This window comes from Pseudoalteromonas sp. 11L1 (assembly GCF_055397545.1).
In genome coordinates, this window is record NZ_AP041141.1 from 1,185,192 (window position 1) to 1,211,279 (window position 26,088).

24 protein-coding genes are annotated in these 26,088 nt (G+C 41.3%); 8 read left to right on the forward strand and 16 right to left on the reverse strand.

The genetic code is table 11. From position 1 onward, the window contains the following. Positions 1-49: 49 nt before the first annotated feature. From purD to rsmD, 11 genes are all read right to left on the reverse strand, one after another. Positions 50-1,333 carry a phosphoribosylamine--glycine ligase gene (purD, locus tag ACZ5WS_RS05495; RefSeq protein WP_464711047.1) on the reverse strand — a complete coding sequence of 428 codons (1,284 nt, stop codon included), beginning with the start codon at positions 1,331-1,333 and terminating at the stop codon, positions 50-52. A gap of 14 nt (positions 1,334-1,347) precedes the next feature. Further along, on the reverse strand, positions 1,348-2,166 hold the full coding sequence (locus ACZ5WS_RS05500; protein WP_464711049.1) for a class I SAM-dependent methyltransferase: 819 nt from the start codon (positions 2,164-2,166) through the stop codon (positions 1,348-1,350). Between the two features lie 109 nt (positions 2,167-2,275). Beyond that, entirely contained in the window at positions 2,276-3,862 is a 1,587-nt protein-coding gene (purH, locus tag ACZ5WS_RS05505) for a bifunctional phosphoribosylaminoimidazolecarboxamide formyltransferase/IMP cyclohydrolase (RefSeq protein WP_464711051.1), read from the reverse strand. 235 nt (positions 3,863-4,097) lie between these two features. Further along, a complete protein-coding gene (gene fis / locus ACZ5WS_RS05510) occupies positions 4,098-4,388 on the reverse strand; it encodes a DNA-binding transcriptional regulator Fis (protein WP_002957804.1) in 291 nt (96 codons plus the stop codon). Between the two features lie 19 nt (positions 4,389-4,407). Then, positions 4,408-5,379 (reverse strand): tRNA dihydrouridine synthase DusB, encoded by a 972-nt coding sequence (gene dusB / locus ACZ5WS_RS05515; RefSeq protein WP_010391792.1) that lies wholly within the window; start codon positions 5,377-5,379, stop codon positions 4,408-4,410. 281 nt (positions 5,380-5,660) lie between these two features. Then, complete coding sequence (prmA, locus tag ACZ5WS_RS05520; protein ID WP_054202602.1) at positions 5,661-6,542, reverse strand: 50S ribosomal protein L11 methyltransferase; 882 nt, start codon at positions 6,540-6,542, stop codon at positions 5,661-5,663. A gap of 71 nt (positions 6,543-6,613) precedes the next feature. Then, positions 6,614-8,455, reverse strand: a complete 1,842-nt coding sequence (gene rpoD / locus ACZ5WS_RS05525; protein ID WP_464711056.1) for an RNA polymerase sigma factor RpoD — start codon at positions 8,453-8,455, stop codon at positions 6,614-6,616. 124 nt (positions 8,456-8,579) lie between these two features. Continuing rightward, positions 8,580-10,331, reverse strand: coding sequence for a DNA primase (gene dnaG / locus ACZ5WS_RS05530; RefSeq protein WP_464711058.1), 1,752 nt, complete (start codon positions 10,329-10,331; stop codon positions 8,580-8,582). Positions 10,332-10,491: 160 nt separating this feature from the next. Beyond that, complete coding sequence (locus ACZ5WS_RS05535; protein WP_008114877.1) at positions 10,492-10,938, reverse strand: GatB/YqeY domain-containing protein; 447 nt, start codon at positions 10,936-10,938, stop codon at positions 10,492-10,494. 19 nt (positions 10,939-10,957) lie between these two features. Then, a complete protein-coding gene (rpsU, locus tag ACZ5WS_RS05540) occupies positions 10,958-11,173 on the reverse strand; it encodes a 30S ribosomal protein S21 (RefSeq protein ID WP_002957797.1) in 216 nt (71 codons plus the stop codon). A gap of 145 nt (positions 11,174-11,318) precedes the next feature. Next, entirely contained in the window at positions 11,319-11,924 is a 606-nt protein-coding gene (rsmD, locus tag ACZ5WS_RS05545) for a 16S rRNA (guanine(966)-N(2))-methyltransferase RsmD (RefSeq protein ID WP_464711061.1), read from the reverse strand. Positions 11,925-12,129: 205 nt separating this feature from the next. Here rsmD and ftsY point away from each other — a divergent pair, with 205 nt between their 5' ends. The 5 genes from ftsY to ACZ5WS_RS05570 all read left to right on the forward strand — a co-directional run bounded on the left by ftsY (position 12,130) and on the right by ACZ5WS_RS05570 (position 19,270). Further along, positions 12,130-14,202, forward strand: a complete 2,073-nt coding sequence (ftsY, locus tag ACZ5WS_RS05550) for a signal recognition particle-docking protein FtsY (protein WP_464711062.1) — start codon at positions 12,130-12,132, stop codon at positions 14,200-14,202. Between the two features lie 94 nt (positions 14,203-14,296). After that, positions 14,297-14,974 carry a cell division ATP-binding protein FtsE gene (ftsE, locus tag ACZ5WS_RS05555; RefSeq protein ID WP_138571115.1) on the forward strand — a complete coding sequence of 226 codons (678 nt, stop codon included), beginning with the start codon at positions 14,297-14,299 and terminating at the stop codon, positions 14,972-14,974. Beyond that, positions 14,971-15,957: a permease-like cell division protein FtsX gene (gene ftsX, locus ACZ5WS_RS05560; protein ID WP_138571116.1), complete on the forward strand. Its 987-nt coding sequence runs from the start codon at positions 14,971-14,973 to the stop codon at positions 15,955-15,957. The genes ftsE and ftsX overlap by 4 nt, the downstream gene beginning before the upstream one ends. Positions 15,958-16,198: 241 nt before the next feature. Then, positions 16,199-17,062, forward strand: coding sequence for an RNA polymerase sigma factor RpoH (rpoH, locus tag ACZ5WS_RS05565; RefSeq protein ID WP_008114893.1), 864 nt, complete (start codon positions 16,199-16,201; stop codon positions 17,060-17,062). 336 nt (positions 17,063-17,398) lie between these two features. Continuing rightward, positions 17,399-19,270, forward strand: a complete 1,872-nt coding sequence (locus ACZ5WS_RS05570) for a methyl-accepting chemotaxis protein (RefSeq protein ID WP_464711064.1) — start codon at positions 17,399-17,401, stop codon at positions 19,268-19,270. A 58-nt stretch (positions 19,271-19,328) separates the two neighbouring features. Here ACZ5WS_RS05570 and ACZ5WS_RS05575 read toward each other — a convergent pair whose 3' ends face one another. From ACZ5WS_RS05575 to ACZ5WS_RS05595, 5 genes are all read right to left on the reverse strand, one after another. Then, positions 19,329-20,081: a divergent polysaccharide deacetylase family protein gene (locus ACZ5WS_RS05575; protein WP_054202667.1), complete on the reverse strand. Its 753-nt coding sequence runs from the start codon at positions 20,079-20,081 to the stop codon at positions 19,329-19,331. Between the two features lie 57 nt (positions 20,082-20,138). Next, a complete protein-coding gene (locus ACZ5WS_RS05580; protein WP_464711065.1) occupies positions 20,139-21,404 on the reverse strand; it encodes a S41 family peptidase in 1,266 nt (421 codons plus the stop codon). 33 nt (positions 21,405-21,437) lie between these two features. Next, a complete protein-coding gene (locus ACZ5WS_RS05585; RefSeq protein WP_075169876.1) occupies positions 21,438-22,580 on the reverse strand; it encodes a murein hydrolase activator EnvC family protein in 1,143 nt (380 codons plus the stop codon). Between the two features lie 3 nt (positions 22,581-22,583). After that, complete coding sequence (gene gpmM, locus ACZ5WS_RS05590; protein WP_010391829.1) at positions 22,584-24,128, reverse strand: 2,3-bisphosphoglycerate-independent phosphoglycerate mutase; 1,545 nt, start codon at positions 24,126-24,128, stop codon at positions 22,584-22,586. A gap of 188 nt (positions 24,129-24,316) precedes the next feature. Further along, complete coding sequence (locus ACZ5WS_RS05595) at positions 24,317-24,514, reverse strand: hypothetical protein (RefSeq protein ID WP_464711067.1); 198 nt, start codon at positions 24,512-24,514, stop codon at positions 24,317-24,319. A 322-nt stretch (positions 24,515-24,836) separates the two neighbouring features. Between ACZ5WS_RS05595 and ACZ5WS_RS05600 the strand changes: the two genes are divergently transcribed. The 3 genes from ACZ5WS_RS05600 to secB are packed head-to-tail and all read left to right on the forward strand — an operon-like array spanning position 24,837 to position 26,085. Next, complete coding sequence (locus tag ACZ5WS_RS05600; protein ID WP_464711069.1) at positions 24,837-25,268, forward strand: rhodanese-like domain-containing protein; 432 nt, start codon at positions 24,837-24,839, stop codon at positions 25,266-25,268. Positions 25,269-25,300: 32 nt separating this feature from the next. Then, entirely contained in the window at positions 25,301-25,558 is a 258-nt protein-coding gene (gene grxC, locus ACZ5WS_RS05605; protein ID WP_010391834.1) for a glutaredoxin 3, read from the forward strand. Between the two features lie 38 nt (positions 25,559-25,596). After that, positions 25,597-26,085, forward strand: a complete 489-nt coding sequence (secB, locus tag ACZ5WS_RS05610) for a protein-export chaperone SecB (RefSeq protein ID WP_010391837.1) — start codon at positions 25,597-25,599, stop codon at positions 26,083-26,085. Positions 26,086-26,088: the final 3 nt, after the last annotated feature.

Sequence of the window (26,088 nt, forward strand, 5' to 3'; positions counted from 1 at the left end):
AAGCGCAGATAATCTGCGCTTATAAAGTTTAATGAGTAAAACTCAATAATTATTTTTCACGAGCAATTGCACGATAGGCTATATCTGTACGGTATTCCATGCCGTTCCAGTTGATTTCATCAACCAGTTTATAGGCACGTTGTTGCGCTTCGGTAACGGTATTACCTAGTGCCGTTGCACATAATACTCTACCACCGGCAGTTACTACGTTATCGCCATCTTGCTTAGTCCCTGCGTGAAAAACTTTTTCGCCTTCAGGGGAAGTTACTTTCAGGCCACTAATCGCATCGCCTTTCGGGTAGCTATCTGGGTAGCCTTTGGCAGCTAAAACAACACCTACAGCAGCGCGTGAATCAAACTCAATGGTAGTTTTATCAAGCTCTACACGGTTAGCAGCTTCAATCAGCTCAACTAAATCTGATTGCAAACGTAGCATCATAGGTTGTGTTTCAGGGTCGCCAAAACGACAGTTATATTCAATTACTTTTGGTGTGCCGGTGTCATCTATCATTAAGCCTGCATATAAAAAGCCAGTGTACGGGTGGCCTTCGCTAGCCATACCTTCTACCGTAGGGTAAATCACTTCATTCATAATGCGTTGATGAATTTCATCAGTCACTACCGGTGCCGGAGAATAAGCGCCCATACCGCCAGTATTTGGGCCAGCATCGCCATTGTAAGCACGTTTATGATCTTGGCTAGTTGCAAATGGCAGTACGTTTTCACCATCAACCATTACGATAAACGACGCTTCTTCACCTTCTAAAAACTCTTCGATGACAACGCGGCTGCCAGCTTCACCAAAGGCATTACCCGCAAGCATATCGCGAATGGCTTCTTCAGCCTCGTGCTCGTTCATGGCTACAATCACGCCTTTACCGGCCGCTAAACCATCAGCTTTTATAACAATCGGTGCGCCTTTCTCTTTTAAATGGGCAAGCGCAGGGTCGATTTGTTCAAACGTTTGGTAATCAGCAGTTGGGATAGCATGACGTGCTAAAAAGTCTTTAGTGAACGATTTAGACCCTTCAAGCTGGGCTGCACCGGCGGTTGGACCAAAAATAGCTAAGCCGTGTTCACGAAACTTATCAACAACACCTAATACTAGCGGCACTTCTGGACCAACAATGGTTAGCTCAACATTATTTTGTTGTGCAAAGCTAAGTAGCCCATCAAGATCTTCAACGTTAATTGCTACGTTCTCAAGTTTTGGCTCAAGGGCTGTGCCCGCATTACCTGGAGCAACATAAACAGTGTTTACTTTTGTATTTTGAGCGGCCTTAAACGCAAGTGCGTGTTCGCGGCCGCCGCTGCCAATGACTAATACATTCATGGCGAATATCCTATTTAAAGCGGTTTTTTAAATTTCAGCGTCATACGGTCGCTTTCACCTATGGCTTTATATTTAGCGGCATCTTGCTCGCCAAGTCTAAGGCTCGGTGGAAGGGTCCATACCCCTTTAGGGTGATCGGCTGTATCAAGAGGGTTTGCATTAATATCGCTTTTTGCTTCAAGTTCAAAACCTGCTTGTTCAGCAAGTGCAATAACCACACTCTGCTTCATATAACCTGATGACTTTTGCATTTCATCGGCTTGCTCTTCGGGTAGGCGATGTTCAACTACGCCTAAAGTGCCGCCAGGCTTAAGTGCTGTATAAAAAGACTTAAATGCATTGCTTGCTGCGTCTTTGTCTTTACTCATGAACCAGTTATGGACATTACGAAAAGTAAGTACCATATCGGCGCTACTTGCAGGGGCAATACCTAAATGAGTAGAAGGAGCAAACTCAGTAAGTTTAACGTCACTAAAGCGGGCATCTTCAGCGATTTTAGCTTTAAAGCCAGCAAGAGAACGTTGGTAATAACCAACCGATGAATCAGCAGGAAAATGCGCGGCATAATAGGTGCCTTGCTCTTTTAGTGCTGGCGCTAAAATTTCACTATACCAACCACCGCCAGGCGCAATTTCTACCACAGTCATTGTTGGTTTAAAGCCAAAAAATTCGAGGGTTTCTACAGGATTGCGGTATTGGTCGCGTTCACTGCTACGCTCACTTGCTTTAACTGCATTTGTTAATGCTGAGTCGTGGCCATGGTTGTGTGCTAACGCCATTGTTGAACTTAATGACAGTGTGGCAACCAGTAGAGATTTTAGTGCAAATTTCATCGTCTAATCCTTCACATTATAATTGTTAGTCATGGTTATAGAATAAGCAGAATACGTGAATTTGATGCAAACAAAAAGAGCTAACTGAAGTAGTTAGCTCTTTAAGCGATTAATGGCGGAAATGGCGCATACCTGTAAACACCATTGCCATACCGGCTTCATCAGCGGCGGCAATTACTTCTTCATCGCGCATGGAACCACCCGGTTGAATAACCGCGGTAATACCTGCTGCAGCTGCAGCATCAATGCCATCACGGAATGGGAAAAATGCATCTGATGCCATTACCGAGCCTTTTACTTCAAGGTTTTCATCAGCGGCTTTTATACCGGCAATTTTAGCTGAGTAAACACGGCTCATTTGGCCTGCGCCAACACCAATAGTCATACCGTCGCGGGCATAAACAATGGCGTTTGATTTAACAAATTTAGCCACTTTCCAACAGAACAGTAAGTCTTTAAGTTCTTGCTCAGAAGGCTGGCGCTTAGAAACAACCGTTAAGTCGCCTTGCGTTACCATACCTAAATCACGGTCTTGAATTAGAACGCCGCCATTAACGCGTTTAATGTCATGGCCTGTGCCTTTAGCTGAAAACTCGCCACACTCTAATAAGCGAACATTTTGCTTAGCCGAGACTATTTGAGCGGCTTCTGCACTCACGCTTGGCGCGATAATAACTTCAACAAATTGACGTTCAACAATCGCTTGTGCAGTTTTTGCGTCAAGTTCTTGGTTAAAAGCAATAATGCCGCCAAACGCTGACGTTGGATCAGTTTTAAAGGCGCGATCGTATGCTTCTAAGATATTTTCGCCAATTGAAACACCACATGGATTAGCATGTTTTACAATAACACACGCCGGTACATCAAATTCTTTAACACACTCAAGTGCGGCATCGGTATCGGCAATATTGTTAAACGATAATGCTTTACCTTGTAGCTGAGTGGCTGTCGCCACTGACGCTTCAGTGATGTCGTTTTCAACATAAAACGCGGCATCTTGATGCGAATTTTCACCGTAACGCATATCTTGCTTTTTAGTGAATTGCATATTAATAGTACGTGGGAACTTAGTATCTTCAGCGGCTTCTTCTGTGTAATCAGGAACCATTTTACCGAAGTAATTAGCAATCATACCATCGTATTGCGCTGTATGTTCATAAGCGGCAATAGCTAGATCAAAGCGGGTTTTGTAAGTAGTTGAGCCGTTGTTATTTTGCATTTCGCTAATAATACGGTCATAGTCGTTTGCGTTAACAACAATCGTCACATCTTTGTGATTTTTAGCTGCTGCACGCACCATGGTTGGGCCGCCAATATCGATGTTTTCTATAGCATCTTCAAGGCTGCAGTTTTCTTGAGCGACAGTATTCGCAAAGGGGTATAAGTTAACTACAACGATGTCGATAGCAGAAATGTTGTTATCTGCCATTACGCCTTCATCTTGGCCACGACGAGCAAGAATACCGCCATGAATTTTTGGGTGTAGGGTTTTTACGCGACCATCCATGATCTCAGGGTGTCCGGTGTGATCTGATACTTCGGTAACTTTAATCGCATTATCAGCAAGTAGTTTACAAGTGCCGCCAGTTGAAAGTATTTCAACTCCTTGTGCTTCTAGTGCACGGGCAAATTCAACAATACCGGTTTTGTCTGACACACTCAAAAGTGCGCGACGTATAGGACGATGTGTATCCATTGTAGTTTGATTTCCTCAGTTAATGAGCTAGCTTAGAAGCGCGTATTTTAACTGATTACGACTCAAAAAACGACTTATAACGACCCATAAAGCGTGAGCATTTTGCAATTTCGTTAATAAATTTTACAGATAAAAAAAGCACCCTAAGGTGCTTTTTTAAGAGTGTTTTATAAAACACTCAGTGTATTGAATCAGTAAGCGCGGTAAAGCAATTACGGCATCAATACCTTAGGTATTAGTTCATACCGTATTTTTTTAGCTTTTTACGTAAAGTACCACGGTTGATACCTAGTAAAATTGCCGCACGAGTCTGGTTACCACGTGTGTAAGTCATTACTTCTTCAAGCAATGGCGCTTCTAGCTCAGAAAGAACAAGGTCGTAAACGTCTTGCACATCTTGACCGTTAAGCTGTTTTAAGTAGTGGTGAACAGCTTTTTTTACTGCATCACGCAATGGCTGCGGTTTCTCGTGTGACTGAACATGAGGGTTTGTGATAAATGGAGAAGTCACGTTTTGTTCGAACATTATAAAGTCTCTTTCTTTCTTAGTTAGCTGCTAGTGTTTTAAAGTATTGCTCTAATGCGACGACCTGTTCCTCGGAATTGTCGAGCGCATTAAATACTCGCCTAAACTGACCGTCACTGTCATGGGTTTGCAAATACCAAGATACATGTTTGCGAGCGATTCGTGCTCCCATTGGCTCACCGTAAAACATATGGAGGTTGGTTAAATGCTCCATTAAAATACTGCGCACCTCTGCAATAGCAGGTGGCTGCATATGTTCACCAGTTCGCAAATAGTGGTCTATCTCCCTAAATATCCAAGGGCGACCTTGGGCGGCTCGACCAATCATGATGGCATCTGCACCCGTATAGTCCAAAACCTGCTTTGCTTTTTCAGGTGATGTAATATCACCATTAGCAACCACAGGTATCGACACTGAACGTTTTATATCCCTAATTGTGGCGTACTCAGCATCACCTTTGTACATACATGCGCGCGTGCGCCCATGTACAGCCAGTGATGCAATGCCATAACGTTCAGCTATTCTTGCAATCTCTACACCATTACGGTTGTCCTGATCCCATCCAGTACGGATTTTAAGTGTTACAGGTATATCAACCGCATTAACGACGGCATCAATAATCTCTTCCACGAGTTCTGGAAACTGTAATAAGGCTGAGCCTGCAAGTTTCTTGTTCACTTTTTTTGCTGGGCACCCCATATTGATATCTATGATCTGTGCACCGTTTGCAACATTGAATTGTGCGGCCTGTGCCATAAGCTCAGGGTCTGCTCCTGCAATTTGCACCGCACGTATACCCGACTCACCAGAATGATCCATTCGGTTCATCGACTTTTCGGTTTTCCAAACCTTCGGATTAGACGACAGCATTTCAGACACAGCAAGGCCAGCGCCTAAACGACGACATAGCTGTCTAAATGGTCTGTCTGTTATGCCCGCCATAGGCGCGACAATGACATTATTCTCAAGTTGGTATGAACCGATACGCACGATATTCAATAGGCCTCTTTTCAAGGGGCGCTAAGTTTACGGCTTTTTGCGCAAAAATCAAAGGCTATAAATTGAACAAAAGTGACTTTTTTTTGCTCTTTTCGTATTGACATTTGATAACCGTATGACGAAGCGGTTTATTTGTGTGAATTTTGAACGGTCGTTGTTTTTATAATAAAAAATCTTTATTTTTTATTATGTAAAAAAATAGTAAAGCCTGTTAAATACAGGCTCTAGAAACGACTTTTGAGTTAATACTCTAAACTTTTAAAAACGCACTATTATGCTTTTTTAATGCCACTGACTCGGGTCCAGTCGCCTTCAATGGCAATCTCATCAAGTTCAATAAAGGGCGCATATATATCGGCAACCGATTTTGCTTGCTCTTCTAAAATGCCCGACATGGCAATTTTACCGCCTGGTTTTAATAAGCCTAAAATCACACTATGAAGCTCACGCAGAGGTTGCGCTAAAATATTTGCCACAACAATATCGGCTGTAAATTCAGGTTGGTTTTCTGGTAGATAAACTTCAAGCTTGTCAGCAACGCCATTACGGTTAGCGTTATCTAAGCTTGCTTCTAGCGCTTGCGGGTCAATGTCTATCCCTATCATGCGCTCTGCACCTAGTTTAATTGCTGCAATGCCTAATATGCCTGAACCACAACCAAAATCGACTACCGTTTTGCCGCTTAAGTCTTGGCTTTCAAGCCACTTTAAACACAGCGCGGTGGTGGCGTGCGTGCCAGTACCAAATGCAAGGCCTGGATCAAGTAGCACATTGACTGCGTCTGGATCTGGAATATCGCGCCAGCTAGGGCAAATCCATAGTTTTTCGCCAAATTGAATAGGGTGGAAGTTATCCATCCACTCACGTTCCCAATCTTTGTCTTCGAGTTGCTCGATTTTGTAAACTAAATTGTCTTTGAGCTCATCATGGCGCTTTAATAACGCAACCACGGCGTTCATATCGTGATTAGCTTCGAACAGACCAATTACTGTGGTATCAGCCCAAAAAACGACTGTGCCAATTTTGGGTTCGTAAATAGGGGTGTCTTTAGCATCAATAAAAGTAACAGAAGCACTACCAGCTTCCATTAATAAGTCACTAACTGCATCTGCGGTTGCAGCATTGGCATTGATACGGATTTGGATCCAAGCCATGTTTATTTCCTTGAAATAGAAAAAAGGCCGCTACAGCGGCCTTTTGAGTTAACTCATAATGTAACGCTAGATTATTTAGCGTCTAAAAAGCTTTTCAGTAAATCAGAGCGAGAAGGGTGACGTAATTTACGTAGTGCCTTCGCTTCAATTTGACGAATACGCTCACGTGTTACATCAAACTGCTTACCTACTTCTTCCAACGTGTGGTCGGTATTCATATCAATACCAAAACGCATACGCAGTACTTTCGCTTCACGGGCAGTTAAGCCAGCGAGCACATCGTTAGTTGCGCCACGAAGAGACTCCATTGTTGCCGAATCGATAGGCGAATCAATAGTCGTATCTTCAATGAAGTCGCCTAAGTGCGAATCTTCATCATCACCAATCGGTGTTTCCATTGAAATTGGCTCTTTTGCAATCTTAAGTACCTTACGGATTTTATCCTCAGGCATCATCATGCGTTCAGCTAATTCTTCTGGATTTGGCTCACGACCCATTTCTTGTAACATTTGACGTGAAATACGGTTCAATTTATTGATCGTTTCAATCATATGTACTGGAATACGGATCGTTCTTGCTTGGTCAGCAATAGAGCGAGTAATTGCTTGGCGAATCCACCACGTAGCATAAGTAGAGAACTTATAACCACGACGGTATTCAAATTTATCAACCGCTTTCATCAAACCTATATTACCTTCTTGAATTAAATCCAAGAACTGTAAGCCACGGTTGGTGTATTTTTTAGCGATTGAAATTACCAGACGTAAGTTCGCTTCTACCATCTCTTTTTTAGCACGGCGCGCTTTCGCTTCACCAATACTCATGCGACGGTTTATATCTTTAATACGTTCAATGCTTAAGCCAGTGCTTTCTTCCATTGAAGAAAGTTTGCTAATACAACGAAGTATTTCAGGCTTCACTTCTTCAAGTTTAGTGGAATACTTTTCGTTGGCTGCAATTTCAATATCAAGCCATGCTGTGTCAGTTTCGTTGTTTGCAAAATGCTTAACAAAAGTTTTCTTTGGAAGCTTTGAAACTTGTACTGCATGCTTCATGATAAGACGTTCTTGAACGCGAACTCGGTCCATCATTTCACGCATGTTATTAACCATGCGGTCAAATTGTTTAGGCACAAGTTTAAAGGTTCTGAACAACTCACCAATTTCTAAAATAGCGGCTTGAGATTCTGGATGAGAGCGACCTTTTTTATCGAATGTTTCACGTGCTTTAGTGTATAAATCACGTAAGTTTTCGAAATGGATGCGAGCTTCTTCAGGATCTGGACCTGTATCTACTTCTTCTTCGTCTTCATCATCGCTGTCATCATCATCGTCGCTGTCATCAAGCTGTTTTTCGCTTAATTCAGAGCCAATGTTAGTGGCAGCAATTGGTGGTGCTTCGTCTGCATCAGGATCGAAAAAGCCAGAGATAATGTCGCTAAGGCGCATCTCTTCTGCTTCAAACTTATCCCACTGTTCAAGTAGGTAAGTGATCGCTTCTGGGTATTCAGCAACCGAAATCTGTACTTGGTTAATGCCTTCTTCAATACGTTTAGCGATAACAATTTCGCCTTCACGGGTAAGAAGTTCAACAGTACCCATTTCACGCATGTACATGCGAACAGGATCTGTTGTACGGCCGATTTCTTTTTCTACAGTAGCAAGGGCTGCAGCGGCAGCTTCCGCTGCGTCTTCGTCTGTCGTGGTTTCTTGCATCATTAATTCATCAGCATCAGGCGCGTTTTCGCTAACCTTGATACCCATGTCATTAATCATGCTAATGATATCTTCTACTTGATCTGAGTCGATAATATCTTGTGGAAGGTGATCATTAACTTCTGCAAAAGTTAAGTAACCTTGCTCTTTACCTTTTTGAATCAGAAGTTTTAATTGTGACTGAGGAGTTGGATCCATAGAGATTGTTTCTTCCACTCTGATAAGTTGATACAACAGGCGCCATCATGGAGTTTGCTCAAAGGCTAACCAGAATAATGTGACGCAGTGAATAGCACAGTATAACAGCCTAAATCAAATCTGACTAGCCGTTAGTCGTTTTTAACGCTGTCATTAGCAAATGACATTCTAGTCGTTCATCGCTATTTAAGCCCTGTGTCTTGTCTTTTATTAATAGGGTCTCTAGTCGATAATTTAAACACTGATCTTCAATAAATTTAAAAGTATTTTGAAAAACAGTCTCTAAACGCTCTTCATTTATTTGATGTTGCCATGTCGCCAACTTAGTTAATGGCTCATAGTCATCAGTGTCTCTAAATGATTCGAGAATTTGTGCAGTGGTAATACCATCTTTTTGTAACGCTTGATGTTGTAGGCGTAATAACAAGCCGATTCCTGCAATATTCATTTGTGCTAAATCAGGCAAGTAGGGCACGCTTTTTGCCAAATTAGGGTGCTGAACTAAGATGCCTATCGCTTGGCGCATCGGTGTAATTTTAAATTTACGTTCAATTGCTTGCTGCTGTTTTGGTGTTTTTAAATGATTATTAAGTTGCTCACGGGTGCGACCAATTAATCTGCCAAGTTGCTCCAAGATATTTTCTTGATAGAACTCACTTGGGATTTTTTCAATTAATGGCAATGCTGCACTAAGTAGCTTAGCTTTACCGGAATCAAGCGTTAAATCAATCTCTTTACTTAGTTTATTAAACAGCACTTTAGTGAAGTCATCGGCGTTTTCAAGGCGTTGCTCAAAAGCCTCTTTACCTTCTTGTTGAACGAGTGAATCAGGGTCTTCACCATCGGGTAAAAATACAAAATGCAGTGCTTTGCCATCGTTTAAGTAAGGAAGTGCATTTTCCAGTGCACGCCACGCGGCATCTTTACCTGCACGGTCACCGTCGTAGCAACAAATAACTTTGTCAGTGGTTCTAAATAAGGTGTGCATATGCTCGCTGGTTGTCGCTGTGCCGAGTGCGGCAACTGCGTATTCTATTCCTTGTTCAGCCAGCGCAACGACGTCCATATAACCTTCGACTATAAGTATATGATCGAGTTTTTTATGTGCTTGTTTTGCTTCATAAAGGCCATAAAGTTCAAAGCCTTTGTGGAATATTCGTGTTTCAGGAGAGTTTAAATATTTTGGCCCCTGATCTGCTTGCATTACACGGCCACCAAAAGCAATGACGCGACCGCGTTTATCACGAATAGGAAACATTAAACGATCACGGAAAAAATCGAATTGCTTACCTGGCGTTTTTTCAGATGCGAGCTTCAGCTCAACTAATTGCTCTTTTTGTTCTTGATTACGTCCAAGCTGTTGGCAGAGGCCTTCCCATTCGCTGGGCGCATAGCCCATCATAAACTTTTTAACTGTTGCGCCGCTTAAGCCGCGACCTTTTACATAGTCTATTACTGTTTCAGAATTACTATGATGTTTTAACTGGTGTTGATAAAAACGCGCTGCATGGAGCATTAAATCGTAGTCTGAACGTTTTTGTGCTGCGGTGCGTTCTGGGCCATTACTACTTCCTTGTTCGCGAGGAACATCTAGGTTAAGTAAACTGGCTAGCTCTTCAATTGCATCAACAAACTCAAGTTTGTCATATTCCATAACAAAAGAAATAGCATTGCCGTTAGCGCCACAGCCAAAGCAATGATAAAACTGTTTATCTTGCGATACAGTAAACGAAGGCGATTTTTCATTGTGAAAAGGACAGCAAGCTTGATAGTCTTTGCCCGCTTTTTTCAACCCTACCTTTGAGTCAATCAGGTCGACAATATCGGTTCGTGCCAATAAATCATCGATAAAGTTGCGTGGGATCTTTCCAGCCATTGTTTAAAGTACAGCCCTAAGGTAAATATAAAAGTGTTAAAAGCGAATTATAATACGCAGAGATTGGAACACAAATGCATATTTTTTTGAAGTGCTCTAAACGAAGAAACCGAGCTCAAGGCTCGGTTTACTTCAATCATACTTAATGTATGTGGGAGTATTAGGCAGTTAATCGTTGCTTAATTAAACCTGAGATTTTGCCCATATCGGCACGACCTTCGGCTTTGCTTTTGATTATACCCATTACTTTACCCATGTCTTGCATACCTGCTGCGTTAGTATCAGCAATAGCCGCGTCAATGAGAGCAATGATTTCTTCTTCACTCAATTGTTGAGGTAAAAAAGCTTCAAGTGCTGTAATCTCATTGGCTTCAATTTCAGCTAAATCATCACGCCCAGCATCTTTGTACTGAGTGTAAGAGTCGCGACGTTGTTTAACAAGCTTCACTATAACGGAGGTAATACCTGCGTCGTCTAGTGTTATTTGCTCGTCAATTTCACGTTGCTTGATTGCAGCAAGTACCATGCGAATAGGATTAAGACGTTGTTTGTCTTTAGCTCTCATCGCATCTTTTTGCGCATCTTTTAGCGTTATTAAAAGGCTCATTTATACAAGACCTAATATATTAGTATAATTTAACGCGACGAGCGTTATCACGAGAAAGTTTTTTCATGTGACGTTTAACAGCAGCTGCTTTTTTACGCTTGCGCTCAGCTGTTGGTTTTTCATAGTGCTCGCGACGACGAACTTCTGAAAGGATACCTGCTTTTTCACATGAACGCTTGAAGCGACGAAGTGCTACGTCAAACGGTTCGTTCTCTCTTACTTTAATTACTGGCATTAAAAATTCACCTACCTAAATTATGAGCGTTGCTCAAGTTGATCAAACATTGATCAAGTGGTTCAAAAATGGTGCGGTATTGTAATCCGAAGCAACACCACATGTAAAGGATAATATTAACAGAAACCCGACCGCTAAAACAGTGTTAATTTATATGCCGTTGGTATAGCCTGCAAAAAACTTGCCCAGCTTTTTTCTCTTTTATTAACAACCAGTTACTAGGTGCTTTAAACGAAGTTAACTCGGTTTCTACTTCAACATATATCAGTGCGTCAGGGTCGAGCCATTGATTATTTTCTAATAAATCACAGCATGATTGGGCTAAATTTTTGCGAAATGGCGGGTCAATAAAAACTAAATTAAATGTGTCATTGGTGTTTTTGCTTTCAAGAAAGGTCAGGGTATTAGTATTGAGTACCTGTGCATTTTGCGCATTAAGGGTGGCAACATTTTGCGTTAGCTGTTTTGCTGCTAACGGATCAAGCTCTAAAAATGTGGTGTTTTTAGCAAAGCGAGATAGCGCTTCGAACCCTAAACCTCCGGAACCGGCAAAGCAATCGAGAGTGCGCGCATCGCGGGTATCGTGCATTAACCAATTAAATACTGTTTCTTTTATTCTGTCGGTTGTAGGGCGCAAGCCTTGAACGTCTTTTACTGGCAGTTTTCGACCGCGAAATTGGCCGCTAATGATTCTAATAACGCCATCGACTGATTTATGGATGGTGTTATTTGGTGTGATTTTTTTTCTCATTTAACTCACTAAAAATTGGTATCTATGATCTAGCTCAGATAATATTGCAATCATATCACGGCGTGTCATTTTTCAACTGCGCTAAAAGTGTTACTATTATGCACCCTCGAGGATAACGTGTTGCTAAAAAGCAATTATTTAGGCTTAAAAGCACGCTATCATTATCGTTAGTTTATCAGATTTTTATAAGTGGTTATTAGCAAGTATGGCAAAAAAAAGTAAATTCATGTCGTGGCTCGGTTTTGGCAAGTCAGATAAAAAACAAGCAGAAGCTGATAAACAACAAGCATTAGCAAACGAGCAGGCAGAAAAAGCCGAACAGGAGCGCTTAGCAGCAGAGAAGGCCGAGGCAGAGCGTTTGCAAGCTGAAGCCGAACGTTTAGAACAAGCCCGAATTGCAGCTGAACAAGCTGAAGCAGAACGTTTAGCGCAAGAGCAAGCTGAAAAAGCCGAACAACAAATAGCTGCCGAAAAAGCAGAGACAGAGCGTTTAGAGCAAGAAAAACAGGCGCAAGCACAACGCGCTGCGGCAGCAGAAAAACAAGCGATTGAACAAGCTAACGCTGAGCTATTGGCTAAACAACAGGCAGATGCCGAGCAGCAAAGACAAGAGCAAGCTCAACGTTTAGCAGAACAAGAAGCGCAAATGTTGTTAGAGCAAGAGCGTATAGCAGCTGAAAAAGCTGAGAATGATCGCCTAGAACAACAACGCATTGCGGCTGAACAAGCTGAGAATGAGCGTTTAGAGCAACAGCGCATTGCAGCAGAGCAAGCTGAAAATGAACGTTTAGAACAACAGCGTATTGCAGCAGAGCAAGCTGAAAATGAGCGCTTAGAACAACAGCGTATTGCAGCAGAGCAAGCTGAGAATGAGCGCTTAGAACAACAGTGTATTGCAGCAGAGCAAGCTGAGCATGAGCGTTTAGAACAACAGCGTATTGCAGCAGAGCAAGCTGAGCATGAGCGTTTAGAACAACAGCGTATTGCAGCAGAGCAAGCTGAAAATGAGCGTTTAGAACAACAGCGTATTGCAGCAGGTCAAGCTGAAAATGAGCGTTTAGAACAACAGCGTATTGCAGCAGAGCAAGCTGAGCATGAGCGTTTAGAGCAACAGCGTATTGCAGCAGAGCAAGCTGAAAATGAGCGTTTAGAGCAACAGCGTATTGCCGCAGAGCAAGCTGAGAATGAGCGTTTAGAGCAACAGCGCATTGCAGCAGAGCAAGCAGAGAACGAACGTTTAGAGCAACAGCGTATTGCAGCTGAAGAAGAGGCTGAGCGTCTAGAGCAGCAGCGACTGACCGCAGAGCTTGCAGAGGAAGAGGCAAAAAAAGCGGAAAAACCTAAAAAAGAAGGCTTTTTCTCTCGTCTTAAAAAAGGCTTACTTAAAACTCGAGTTAATATTGGCTCTGGTTTCTCGTCAATTTTTAGCGGTAAAAAAATTGACGACGAGTTATTTGAAGAGCTAGAGACTCAGTTACTTACTGCTGATCTCGGTGTTGATACCACCATGAAGCTCATTGATAATTTAACTGATGCAGCCGATCGCAAGCAACTTAAAGATGGTGATGCGCTTTATGAGCTTATGAAGCAAGAAATGGCAACTATGCTAAAAACAGCAGAGCAGCCTTTAGAAATACCAGCAGATAAAAAACCTTTTGTTATTTTAATGGTAGGGGTAAACGGCGTAGGTAAAACCACCACCATTGGTAAAATGGCCAAGCAATTCCAAAATCAAGGTAAGTCGGTCATGCTTGCTGCCGGTGATACTTTTAGAGCTGCAGCGGTAGAGCAGCTTCAAGTATGGGGTGAACGCAACAGCATTCCGGTAATAGCTCAACATACAGGTGCTGATAGTGCATCGGTAGTATTTGATGCTTTTCAAGCTGCAAAAGCACGTAATGTCGATGTGTTAATTGCTGATACAGCAGGGCGCTTGCAAAATAAAGATAACTTAATGCAAGAGCTTGAAAAAATAGCCCGTGTAATGAAAAAAGTAGACCCTGATGCACCTCATGAAGTGATGCTGACTATTGATGCTGGTACAGGCCAAAATGCAATTAGCCAAGTAAACTTATTTAATCAATGTGTAGGTTTAACAGGTATCACATTATCAAAGCTTGATGGTACTGCTAAAGGTGGGGTTATTTTTGCCGTTGCCGATAAGTTTAATATTCCTATTCGTTACATTGGCGTAGGTGAAAGTATTGATGATTTACGTACCTTCAAGAGCGATGACTTTATTGACGCGCTATTTAGTCAAGATGAGGACGACGCTTAATTTACCAAAAGGGAGCCTGCTCCCTTTTTTAATTGCGAGGAATACCATTTTATTTTAGAGCCTAAGGCTAACAATAAATTGGCAATAATAAAAAATGATAAATTTTCAGCAAGTAAGTAAAACCTATGCCGGTGGACACCGTGCGCTTGAAAAAGTGAACTTTCATATAAAGCCTGGCGAATTGGCCTTTCTAACTGGCCACAGTGGGGCTGGTAAAAGTACACTATTAAAGCTTATTAGCTTAATGGAACGTCCTTCTGCAGGAAACGTGTTTATTAATGGCGTGGATTTAAATAAATTAAATTCCCGTCAAATTCCGTATGCACGTCGCGACATTGGTATTATTTTTCAAAATCATCGATTATTAGAGCGATATACGGTATTTGATAACGTTGCTTTGCCCTTAATTATTGAAGGGACTCACCACAAGCAAATTGCCAAACGTGTGCATGGAGCGCTTGATAAAGTGGGCTTGTTAGATAAAGTGCGCTGTCACCCTTCTACACTTTCTGGTGGTGAACAACAACGAGTCGGGATTGCACGAGCCATCGTCAATTCGCCACCTATATTGCTAGCCGATGAACCTACCGGTAACTTAGACCCTGAATTATCAATGGAAATATTACGCCTGTTTGAAGACTTTAATAAACATGGCACCACGGTTTTAATTGCCACTCATGATTTGGGCTTAGTGTCACGGATGAAGTACCGCAGTTTAACGCTTCATGATGGACGAATGAGCCAAGATCCACTGGCTGAGGGGGGATTATGAGTTTACTGTTCAAAAGCCGTCAAAATAGTAATGATAAACAAAAAAAGTCAGTATTCTCTGGCGGTTACTTTTTTATTATTAATATTTTTCGCCAAGGTGTGTACAGCCTAGGAGAAATGTGGCGCACGCCATTGGCTTCAATGATGACCATTGCAGTACTCGGTTTGAGTTTAACCTTGCCCGCTACACTATATTTAGTGGTAAAAAATGTGCAGCAAGTGAGTAGTGGTTTTGAGCAAGCCAGCGAAATATCCTTGTTTGTAAAAGAAAATATGAGCGAGAAAGAAACGCAAACCTTAGTTAAACGCTTAGCGCTATATCCCGAAATACAAACTGTGACTTTTATTTCTCGCACTGAGGCTTTGGATGAGTTCAAAGAAATGTCTGGCTTTGGTCAGGCTTTAGAGTATTTAGATACCAACCCGTTACCGAATGTAGTTTTAGTCACACCAACACAACGACATAGCCAACCTAATGCAGCTAAGCAATTGCTTAAAAAACTTGAAGCCGAACGCGAAGTTGACTTTGGCAAGCTTGATATCGCTTGGCTTGAGCGCCTAAATGCATTACTAAGTTTGTTAAAAGAGAGTGTAATCACGATTGCGCTACTATTACTTACCTCAGTGACGCTAATTATAGGCAATACAATTCGTTTATCTATTATGGATAAAAAAGAAGAAATACAGGTGATGAAGCTAGTTGGGGCAACTAATACCTTTATACACGCTCCCTTTTTATGGACTGGCATTTGGTATGGTGTGATTGGCGGATTGTTTGCTTTTATATGCGTAGCATTAATGATGTGGTGGCTATCTGCTGCAGTAAGCAGTGTTGCAGGGGTGTATCAAACCAGTTTTACGCTAATAGGGCTTAGTCTTAATGAGTTTGGCGCGTTGGTATTACTTGCTACTAGTTTGGGTTTTATTGGTTCTTACTTATCGGTTAATCGTTACATCTCAGAAATAGAACCTGATAAGGTTTAGGGCTCTATTATAATTCTTAAAACTGTCATGTTTTAAGTTTAAAATAATAAAAAAGCCAAAGCAAAAAGGTTATTTTTGTTTTGGCTAAATCAATTCATAGGTTATTCAGTCGCCTAGCGTAGACTGACTTAACACTAAAAAAACCACTTGATTTATGATTCAAAAAAGTTTTAAATTCAAGTTAGCACTCTTACTAAAAGAGTGCTAAGATGGTTTCAAATGTTTATCACCGAGGTGAAAAATGAGTAAAGATTTATACGCAATGGCACTTACAGTTGGGCAACAAAGCGCAAGTATGGACGGCTACCTTCAAGCTGTTAGTACTATTCCTATGCTTAAAGTTGAGCAAGAGCAGGAACTTGCAAAAAGACTTCAGGAAGAAGGCGATCTTAGTGCTGCAAAGCAACTCATTATGTCGCATTTGCGCTTTGTAGCGCACATAGCTAAAAGCTACTCGGGTTACGGGTTACCTCAAGCTGATTTAATTCAAGAAGGTAACATCGGACTGATGAAAGCAGTAAAACGTTTTGACCCATCAGTGGGTGTACGTTTGGTTTCATTTGCCGTTCATTGGATTAAAGCCGAAATTCATGAGTTTGTGCTTAAAAACTGGCGTATCGTTAAAGTAGCGACGACCAAAGCACAACGTAAATTGTTTTTTAACTTACGTAAAAATAAAAAGCGTTTAGGTTGGTTTAACCAAGCTGAAGTGAGCACAGTAGCTAGCGAGCTAGGTGTGAGTGAAAAAGAAGTACGTGAAATGGAATCGCGTATGAGCGGCCAAGACATGGGCTTTGATTTAACTGGCGACGATAATGATGACGCGCCAACTAGTACTTACTCACCGGTACAGTACTTAACCGATGGTTCTGCTGATTTAGCTGACGACATTGAACAGCAACAATGGCAAGAACAGTCACATACGCGTTTATTTAGCGCTTTGAAAACTCTCGATGAGCGTTCTCAAGATATTGTTAGTGCTCGTTGGTTGTCAGACGATAAAGCAACACTGCAAGAGCTGGCTGAAAAATACAGCGTATCAGCAGAGCGTGTTCGCCAGCTGGAAAAAACAGCAATGAAAAAATTACAAAGCGCGATGAGTTAATCGCACTAAAAAACTGATTAAGCCCTGCATGAAAATGCGGGGCTTTTTTTTAACTAAAAAAGCTAACTAAAAAGGTTAATAGAAAGTATCGTTTTTCTTGTTCTGCTTACCTCTAGTCACATCTATGTATCTTTTAATTAAATATACGCTCTTTAAAATTAATGAATAAGTTTGGTTTTAATTTAAATACATGATTTTAGTTTGTTTTTAATTTGGGTATATGAAAATATTCGCGCACCAGAGCGACTTATCGCTCAAATCGTAGCCTAAATTAAGTCATTTAATTGCTGGTTTATTGCCTTTCAATTTCATTTAACGCGAGTATTTACACTCAATATGAACTCATATTCACTAAAGAAAAAAATCTTGCTATCGGTCGTTCTTGCCCTAGCCGTTATTATTATATTGCTGTCGTGGAATAGCTATACCTCTCAAAAAGCGTTACTGCTAAAAAGCAGTATTGATAACGTAAGCCAATCTGGTAAGCAACAGGCTACGAGTATTGAAGATTGGCTAGCTAGTCGCCAGCAGATAATTAAATCGGTTGCGAATAAGGTTGAGGGCAACACGCTCAGCGCACTTCAGCAAGCAGCATTTTCAGGTGGCTTTCAGTTAACTTACTTTGGAGATAGCAGCGGAAAAATGACTGACTCTGATCCCAGTATTGATCGCACCGGCTACGATCCGCGCACTCGTCCATGGTATAAACAAGCACTGCTTCAAAGTAGCACCGTAATTACCAAACCTTATTTAGATACCGCGTATAATCTGTTGGTTGTTTCTATTGCTAAAACCACGCAAAGCGGAGTGGTTGCGGGGGATTTATCGATTGAGGCCTTGGTTGATAGCGTCAATACAATGTCTTTGCCTGCGGATGGGTACGCCATTATGATGCATAAAGATGGCACTGTGATTGCCTACAAAGACGCTAGAAAAGTAATGGCAGATATTACGCGTATTGACTCGAAAATAAATCATCAATTAATTTTATCTAACAGTCAAAACGGTGAATTTACTCCTGTTTACTTTGAGAGTGAAGGCCGAGATAAGCTAGTTTGGGGTGAAAACATTAACAATACAGATTGGCAGTTGTTGTTTGTATTGGATAAACAAACTTTAGAGGCTCCGCTTATTAGTTTATTGTTGACCCAATTAGTACTGGTTGCAGTAGCACTTTTACTGAGTGTGTTGGCTATTTCATGGTTATTGGGTGTATTGCTCGCCCCTTTGAGCCGAGTGTCGCAAGCTTTATCAACAATTGCAGATGGTAACGGTGATTTAACCCAGCGTATAACTGTTGATACGCAAGATGAAGTTGGGGTTCTGGCTGATAGTTTTAATCGTTTTGTTAGCAGCCAACATGAACTGATCAGTCATATTCGTCAATTAGCTACTGACTTAGACTTTGATGCAGAGAAAAGCTTAATCACCAACCAAAGCAGTGTCAGTGAGTTGCAGCGTCAGCAACAAGAAGTGGCTATGGTTGCTACCGCGGTCACAGAAATGGCGAGTGCAACCCATGAAATTGCCGCTAATGCAGAAAACACTGCAACCGCATCGCAACAATCGGCACAAAGTAGCCGTGAAGGTAAGTTGTTAGTTGATAAAACCAGAAACACGATTAATTCACTCGCGGGCGAAATAGACCAAACTACCACAGTTATTGGTGAATTAAGTTTGCATGCTCAGGCTATATCGAGCATTTTAACTACCATTCAAGAAATTGCTGAGCAAACAAATCTCTTAGCGCTTAATGCTGCAATAGAGGCCGCCCGTGCGGGAGAGCAGGGGCGTGGTTTTGCAGTGGTTGCCGATGAAGTGCGCGTGTTATCAAGAAGAACACAAAACTCTACAGCCGAAATTTATACCACTATAGAAACCTTACAAAACACCACTAAAAAAGCAGTGAGCTTGATGGACAGCAGTAAGGGCTATGCCAACAATAGTGTGGATGATGTAAATGCTGCCGCACACGCACTAGAAGAAATTACTTTGGCGGTAAATGAGATTTCTGATATGGCGGGTCAAATAGCGGTTGCAGCAGAAGAGCAAACGCAAGTGACCAATGAAATTACTAGAAATACGGTTGCTATTAAAGATGTAACCGATGAAATAACTACCTCAGCTACCGCGCATTTAAGCCAAGCCGAAGTATTAAAAGACAGAGCTACAGATCTAAATGCCAAGGTAGCGACATTTGTTTTATAAATACCATACTTATAATTGAGTTAAATTAACTGTTGGGGTAAGGCGTTCGCTTACTCCATCAGTTTAATGAAATGGCTTGTTGTTGGGCTATTTGTACATACTTACGTTCTACCAGCTGTGATACTGGTACCAGTTCAAATCCTTGCTCGATTAATTGCGGCAAAGCTTGGCGTAAAAAATCGATAGTTTCGGGGTAGGGGTGTGCTATTGCAATGGCAAACTGATATTTAGTTGCTTTTGACTTTAGCTCTTCTAGCCTAAATTGTAGCTGCTCAGGGGTAGTTATATTATCTAAAAATACATGCCGACCAATATTTTCTACCCCCAAAAAGTTAGCTGCATTTTGCGCCTGGCTTAATTCGGTTGTTCGGCTATCGAGAAAATACAACTGACGCTTTTTAAGTACTTCCATGGTCCACTTCATTGCTTGGCTTTGCTGAGTGAGTGCAGAACCCATATGATTATTAACCCCTTTAACTTGTGGCAAACTCGCCAGTGCATTACCGAGTGTTTGTTGAAGTTGTGCTTTATCCATATTTAAAGTAAGTGCCCCAGGGCCTAGCTTTTTACCATTTAAAGCTTGCATAGGCACATGCAACAGGAGCTCTTTATTTGACTGACTAGCAAGGGTTGCAAATATTTGAGAATAGGGGGTATGAGGCAAAATTGAATAAGACAATTGCCCAGGTAAACTTAGGAATTCTAGGTCACGTTGATGATAACCTATGTCATCGATCACTATGGCTATTTGTTTGGCTTTAACACCATAGGGTGCAGCAAATAGGATTAAAAAAAGCCCAGCTAACACCATTAAATTTATAATTTTCACGTTTTATAATTTTTATTATCTTTAAATAGTTTACCGTTTTTATTGCATGCTAAGTAGCTGTTTTGCTTTTACTAACTGGATATCGGCTAATTCTTCAGCGTTAAAAACGGTGTTTTGTTCTGATTGTTCATTTTTTATTATAACGGCTTTATTTGTTTGTGGAAGTGTTGTTTGATTAATCGCCACATTTGGAGTTACGCCAATCCCTTCAATAGACTCTCCCAGTGGCGTAAAGTAACGTGCGGTGGTTAGTTTTAAGGCGGTATCGCCGTCGCCTAATGGAATAAGTGATTGTACTGTTCCTTTACCAAACGACTGACTCCCTACTATTTTTGCACGTAGATTTTCTTTTAACGCTGCAGCCAGTATTTCTGCTGCTGAGGCTGAATTTTCATTAATCAGGACAACAATCGGAGCACCTTTCAAAATATCGCCGCGTTTAGCGTAAAAAGATTGATTCGAATCATAAAAGCGCCCTTTGGTCGTTACAATTAAGCCATCTTGAAGAAACAGGTCTGCTACCGCAACTGCACTCTTTAAAGTGCCTCCCGGGTTATCTCGTAAATCAATAATTAGGCCTTTTAATGAATGGCCATAATGGTTTTGCATGGCGGCTATTTGCAAGGCAACTTCATGCAAAGTGTGATTAGAAAAGTTATTAATAGCGATATAACCGCTACCTGAGTCAAGTAGTTGCTTAGTTACACTCGTTAGCTTAATTTGTTTTCTACTGAGATTAAATATTAGCGGTGTTTGAGTGTTATTACGGGTAATACTTAGCTGTACTTCACCGTTAGCACTGTCTTTGATGTATTGTGCAACTAAATCAATCGGACTATTTTCTACATAGTGCTGATTAACGGCAGTAATTATATCGCCTGAGCGAAGTCCTGCTTGTTTGGCTGGTGAATTATTAATTACTTTAACAATCGTGGTGCGTTGCTCGATGCTTTTTACTTCTATACCTAGGCCGGTATAGCGACCATTCGTGTTATTAAATAATGCATTTAGCTCATTTTTATCTAAATACTTAGAGTAGGCGTCGAGCTTAGAGTATAAGCGTTCAAATTGAGACGAGTTGTATTCAATATACTCACTGTTTTGCAGTGCTAAATCATCAACGTAGTAGGTGTGAATATTAAACAGTATTTCATTTATTTTTTGGCTTTCTAAGTCTTTAACCGAGCTTGCATAGGCTGTATTTATAAAGCCAAAAAACACTAATAAAACAAATAAGATAAAACAAAAGCAGGGTGCACGCTTTTTCACAGAGGTTTTTTGTTGGCAAATGTGTGTGTTTATCATAACTGCCTCTAACAGGATGCAGCTATTTTGATATTAAATACGCCTGCACCATTTTATGGGATTAACAGCACGTCCTTTATGACGTATTTCAAAGTATAGACCAGAATCGGCTTGTCCACCGCTTTGCCCAACTAATGCAACACTTTCACCTTTTCTGACCATATCACCCACGTCTTTTAGCAAGGTTTGTGCGTGTCCGTATAAGCTCATAAAACCTTGACCATGGTCAAGTACGATTACCCAGCCATAGCCTTTTAACCAGTCGGCAAATACTACTTGGCCATTATCAATGCTATTAACTGAAGTCCCTTCAGATGCAGAAATTAATACACCTTTCCAGTTTATTCCGCCGTGCTTACGTTGACCAAACCTATGCGCTAATTTTCCTTTGCTCGGCCAGTTTAATTTTCCTTTATTACGATTTAAGCCAAGTAGTTCAATTTTTGTAACTTTTTCTTCTTCTTCAAGTTCTTTGATAGTGGCGATCAGAGTTTGTTCGTTTTCTTCTAAATAGCTAATGGAATTTTTGGTTTTATTTAACTGCTTTTTTAGGTTTTGTAAGCTTGCTTGGCGCTCATTTTTAGCCCCAAGAAGTGCTGCTTGTCGTCTTTTTTGTTCTTCAAATAAAGCAACGAGCCTCTCTTTTGTTTTCGCAAGCTCAGCTTGATTTTTTGCAATCTCAACTTGCAGTGCTTTAAGATCATCAAGTTGCTTTATACGAGCTTTATTCAGGTAGTTATAGTAGCTAAGTGTGCGTTCAAATTTGGCGGTATCTTCTTGGTTAAGTAGCATTTTTGAATAGTCATCGCTACCTGCCATATAAGCACTTTTTAACTGTGCTGCTAAAATACGTTGAAATTGGGCTTGTTGTTTTTCAAGCTTTGCCGCGCGTTGTTGTTGCTCTGCTTGCTGTTGTTGTGTTTTTTTAACGGATTGCTCAGCCATATTAAGTGCTTTAGCGTTTTTCGCTATAGCTAGCTCATGTGTTTTTAGTTTTTGCTGCTGTTTAGCTATTTCTTTTTGCTGTTGTTGAAACTCAGCTTGGCTTTGCTCTAAAGCAACTTGTACTTGGGATAGGTCTTTTTTGGTACGATCTTCATTAGCCACTGCAACGCCAGTGGCTAATGAGTTTAGTACACATATACACGCAATGATGCGGCATGCGCTTTTATTCATAAATTATTTCAACACCATAATTGGCGAACCGGTCATTTCTGCAGGTTGTTCCAAACCCATTAAATGCAGCATAGTAGGTGCAACATCGCTCAAGGCTTTACCGGTATGCGCTTGTGCGTCACGACCTACATAAATAAAGGGTACTGGCTCGCTAGTATGTGCTGTGTGCGCTTGGCCTGTTTTAAGGTTTGCCATTTGCTCTGCATTACCATGATCAGCAGTTATTAGTGCTTCTCCACCGTATTCTTTAAGGGCATCAACTACACGACCAATACAGCTATCTACTGCTTCACAGGCTTTAACTGCCGCCTCAAATACACCTGAGTGGCCGACCATATCGCCATTAGGGTAGTTACAAATAATGGCATCATACTTTCCACTTTTTATTGCTGCAACGAGTTTATCGGTAAGCATTTGTGAGTTCATTTCTGGCTGTAAATCATACGTTGCTACTTGAGGAGATGGGATTAGCTCGCGAGTTTCGCCGTCAAACTCATTTTCGCGTCCGCCACTAAAGAAAAAGGTAACGTGGGCATATTTTTCAGTTTCTGATATACGTAGCTGAGTTTTACCTTGTTTCTCAAACCATTCGCCAAGTACGTTATTAAGCGGCGTTGGGCCAAAAGCCACTGGCGCATCAATATCAGCAGCGTATTCAGTCATCATCACAAAGGCACTAAGCTCGGGCGATTTTTTCTTATTAAAGCCGTCAAAATCAGGTTCGACAAAGGCGCGAGTGATTTCGCGTGCGCGGTCTGCTCTAAAGTTGGCAAATATAATGGTGTCGCCATCATTTACTTTTACAGATTCGCTACCTTTTGGGGTAATAGTACTTGCTGCTACAAATTCGTCATTTTCATCGCGCTCATAAGCCGCGTTAAGTGCGTTTACGCCATCTTCATAATCAAAGTCGCTTTCACCTAGGGTGATTAAATTATACGCTTTTTCAACACGGTTCCAGCGGTTGTCTCTGTCCATGGCATAGTAACGACCAATTAATGAGGCTAAACGGCCACATTTAAGCTCGCTAAACAAGGCTTCAATACGCTCAATTGATGCTTTAGCGCTGCGCGGGGGAGTATCTCTGCCATCTAAAAAGGCATGAAAGTACACCTCTTTAGCGCCGCGTTTTGCAGCCAATTGTATACTCGCCACAATATGATCTTCGTGACTATGAACGCCACCAGGGCTTAGCAGTCCCATAATATGAACGGCTTTGTTGGCATGAACAGCTTTATCAATGTTTTCAACCAGTGCAGGGGTTGTATCAAATTCGCCATCATCAATGGCTTTTGTGATGCGAGTAAAATCTTGATACACAATACGACCAGCACCTAAATTAACGTGGCCAACCTCAGAATTACCCATTTGACCACCAGGAAGACCCACATCTAAACCCGATGCTGAAATTAATGTATGAGGGCGAGTTGCCCAAAGCTCATCTAATACAGGGGTATTAGCAGCTAAAATGGCATTGCTTTGCTCATCTTCTCTGTATCCCCAGCCATCTAAAATCATTAATACCAGTGGTTTTTTATGCTCTGTCATAGTCACTCCTATTAGGGTCTGTTGACCTTTGCGGATTAAAATTTGTTCAAACTAGGGGCGGTTTAATCGCGGCGCTAGGTTTGTAACCTAGTGAGCTAAGTAAAAACCGAGCAACAAAGAGTAAATCGCCCCTAGGCAGAACCCTTCGGGCAGCACCTGTTTGGCATTGATGCTGCGTTATCGCCTATTTATGGGGAATAACCACACCACATAGGCTCTGCCTTACCTAAATACCAAACAGACTGCTGCAAATTTAACCTTGAAAGATCAACAGACCCTTGCGTTGCTAAAATACACGCTAACATTAATGCCAACATGCCAAGCTTAAGCATACCGTGTTTTATAGCTAGGATCAGCAATGAAAAGAAGATATTAAAAATTTTCAATGAGCTCACTCTCTCAATTGAATATTTTAAAGGGTTAGGTTATTTTTCAGTTAAAAGAGCACTACATTGTGGCTTACAAGCCTGCTTAAACTCGCATTTTTAGCTGATTTGGGTATACTTGCGCGGCTAATCCCTATTTTATTCAAGTATTGAATAGGCTTGTGGGGTAAGCTAAGCCTATGTGTAGGTAAAATTCAGAGTAGCCTAACAGTGCTCTAAATTGAATTACAGGTGAGTGACTGCTCATTGTGTAAGTTCAATAAATATGAATTAAATATCTAAAACACCCTGTTTTAGCATGTAACTTTATAGTGGAAGTCGAATGGATCAATATATTGAATTTGTCTCAAATCATCCAATTCTAAGCCTAGCTTGGGTTGCGATTGCGTTTCTTATTGTTAGTGGCGCAATAAAAAGTAAATTTTCAGCAATTCGTCAGATCAATCCTCAGCAGTTAACGTTACTTATTAACCGCGAAGACGGTCAGGTTGTTGATATGCGCGGGCAAAAAGAGTTTAAAACAGGTCATATTGCCGGTGCTGTGCACTTAAACCCAGAAAAAGCTAAAGAATCTGATTTCTCAACCCTTGAAAAGTATAAGAGCAAACCCATTATAGTGGTATGTGCTGCAGGCATGACTGCCTCAGGTGTTGCAATTGCAATGCATAAATCAGGCTATGAACAGGTTTATGTTTTATCTGGCGGTATGGGTGCGTGGCAATCAGCAAGTCTGCCAACAACAAGCGGTCGCTAATATCTCTTAGCTAAACCGATTAAGGATTAATTATGAGTAACGTTGTTTTATACACCAAAGGATATTGTCCTTTTTGTCATCGCGCATTAGCGCTGTTAGACAGCAAAGGTGTAGAATACACAAACATTGATATTGGCGTTCAGCCAGAGCTTCGCGATGAAATGATCGCCAAAGCCGGTGGCGCAAGCACGGTTCCACAAATTTTTATTAACGATGAACACATCGGTGGCTGTGACGACATGATGGCACTAGAAGCACAAGGTCACCTTGACGCTAAGCTGAGTGCTTAATTTAATTAATTATAATAAATAACAGGTTAGGAATAACAATGAACGAACAAAATCAAAACGCAGCAGCAGAAGCTGATGCAGGCGCACAGTTTACTATTCAACGTATTTACACTAAAGATGTGTCGTTTGAAACGCCAAATTCACCAGCTATTTTTCAAAAAGAGTGGGCTCCAGAAGTAAAATTAGATTTAGATACACGCTCTAATAAGCTTGATGAAGGTGTATACGAAGTTGTTTTAGCATTAACTGTGACGGCATCTATCGGTGAAGAAACTGCGTTTTTGTGTGAAATTCAGCAAGCAGGTATTTTTACTATTGCTGAAGTTGAAGAAATGCAATTAGCACACATGCTGGGTGCATTCTGTCCTAACGTGTTATTCCCATATGCACGTGAAGCGGTATCGAACTTAGTAAATCGTGGTACGTTTCCACAACTTAATCTTGCGCCAGTTAACTTTGACGCATTATTTGCACAGTACATGCAGCAACGCACAGCGCAAGCTGAGCAGGCTTCAGCAGACGCATAATTT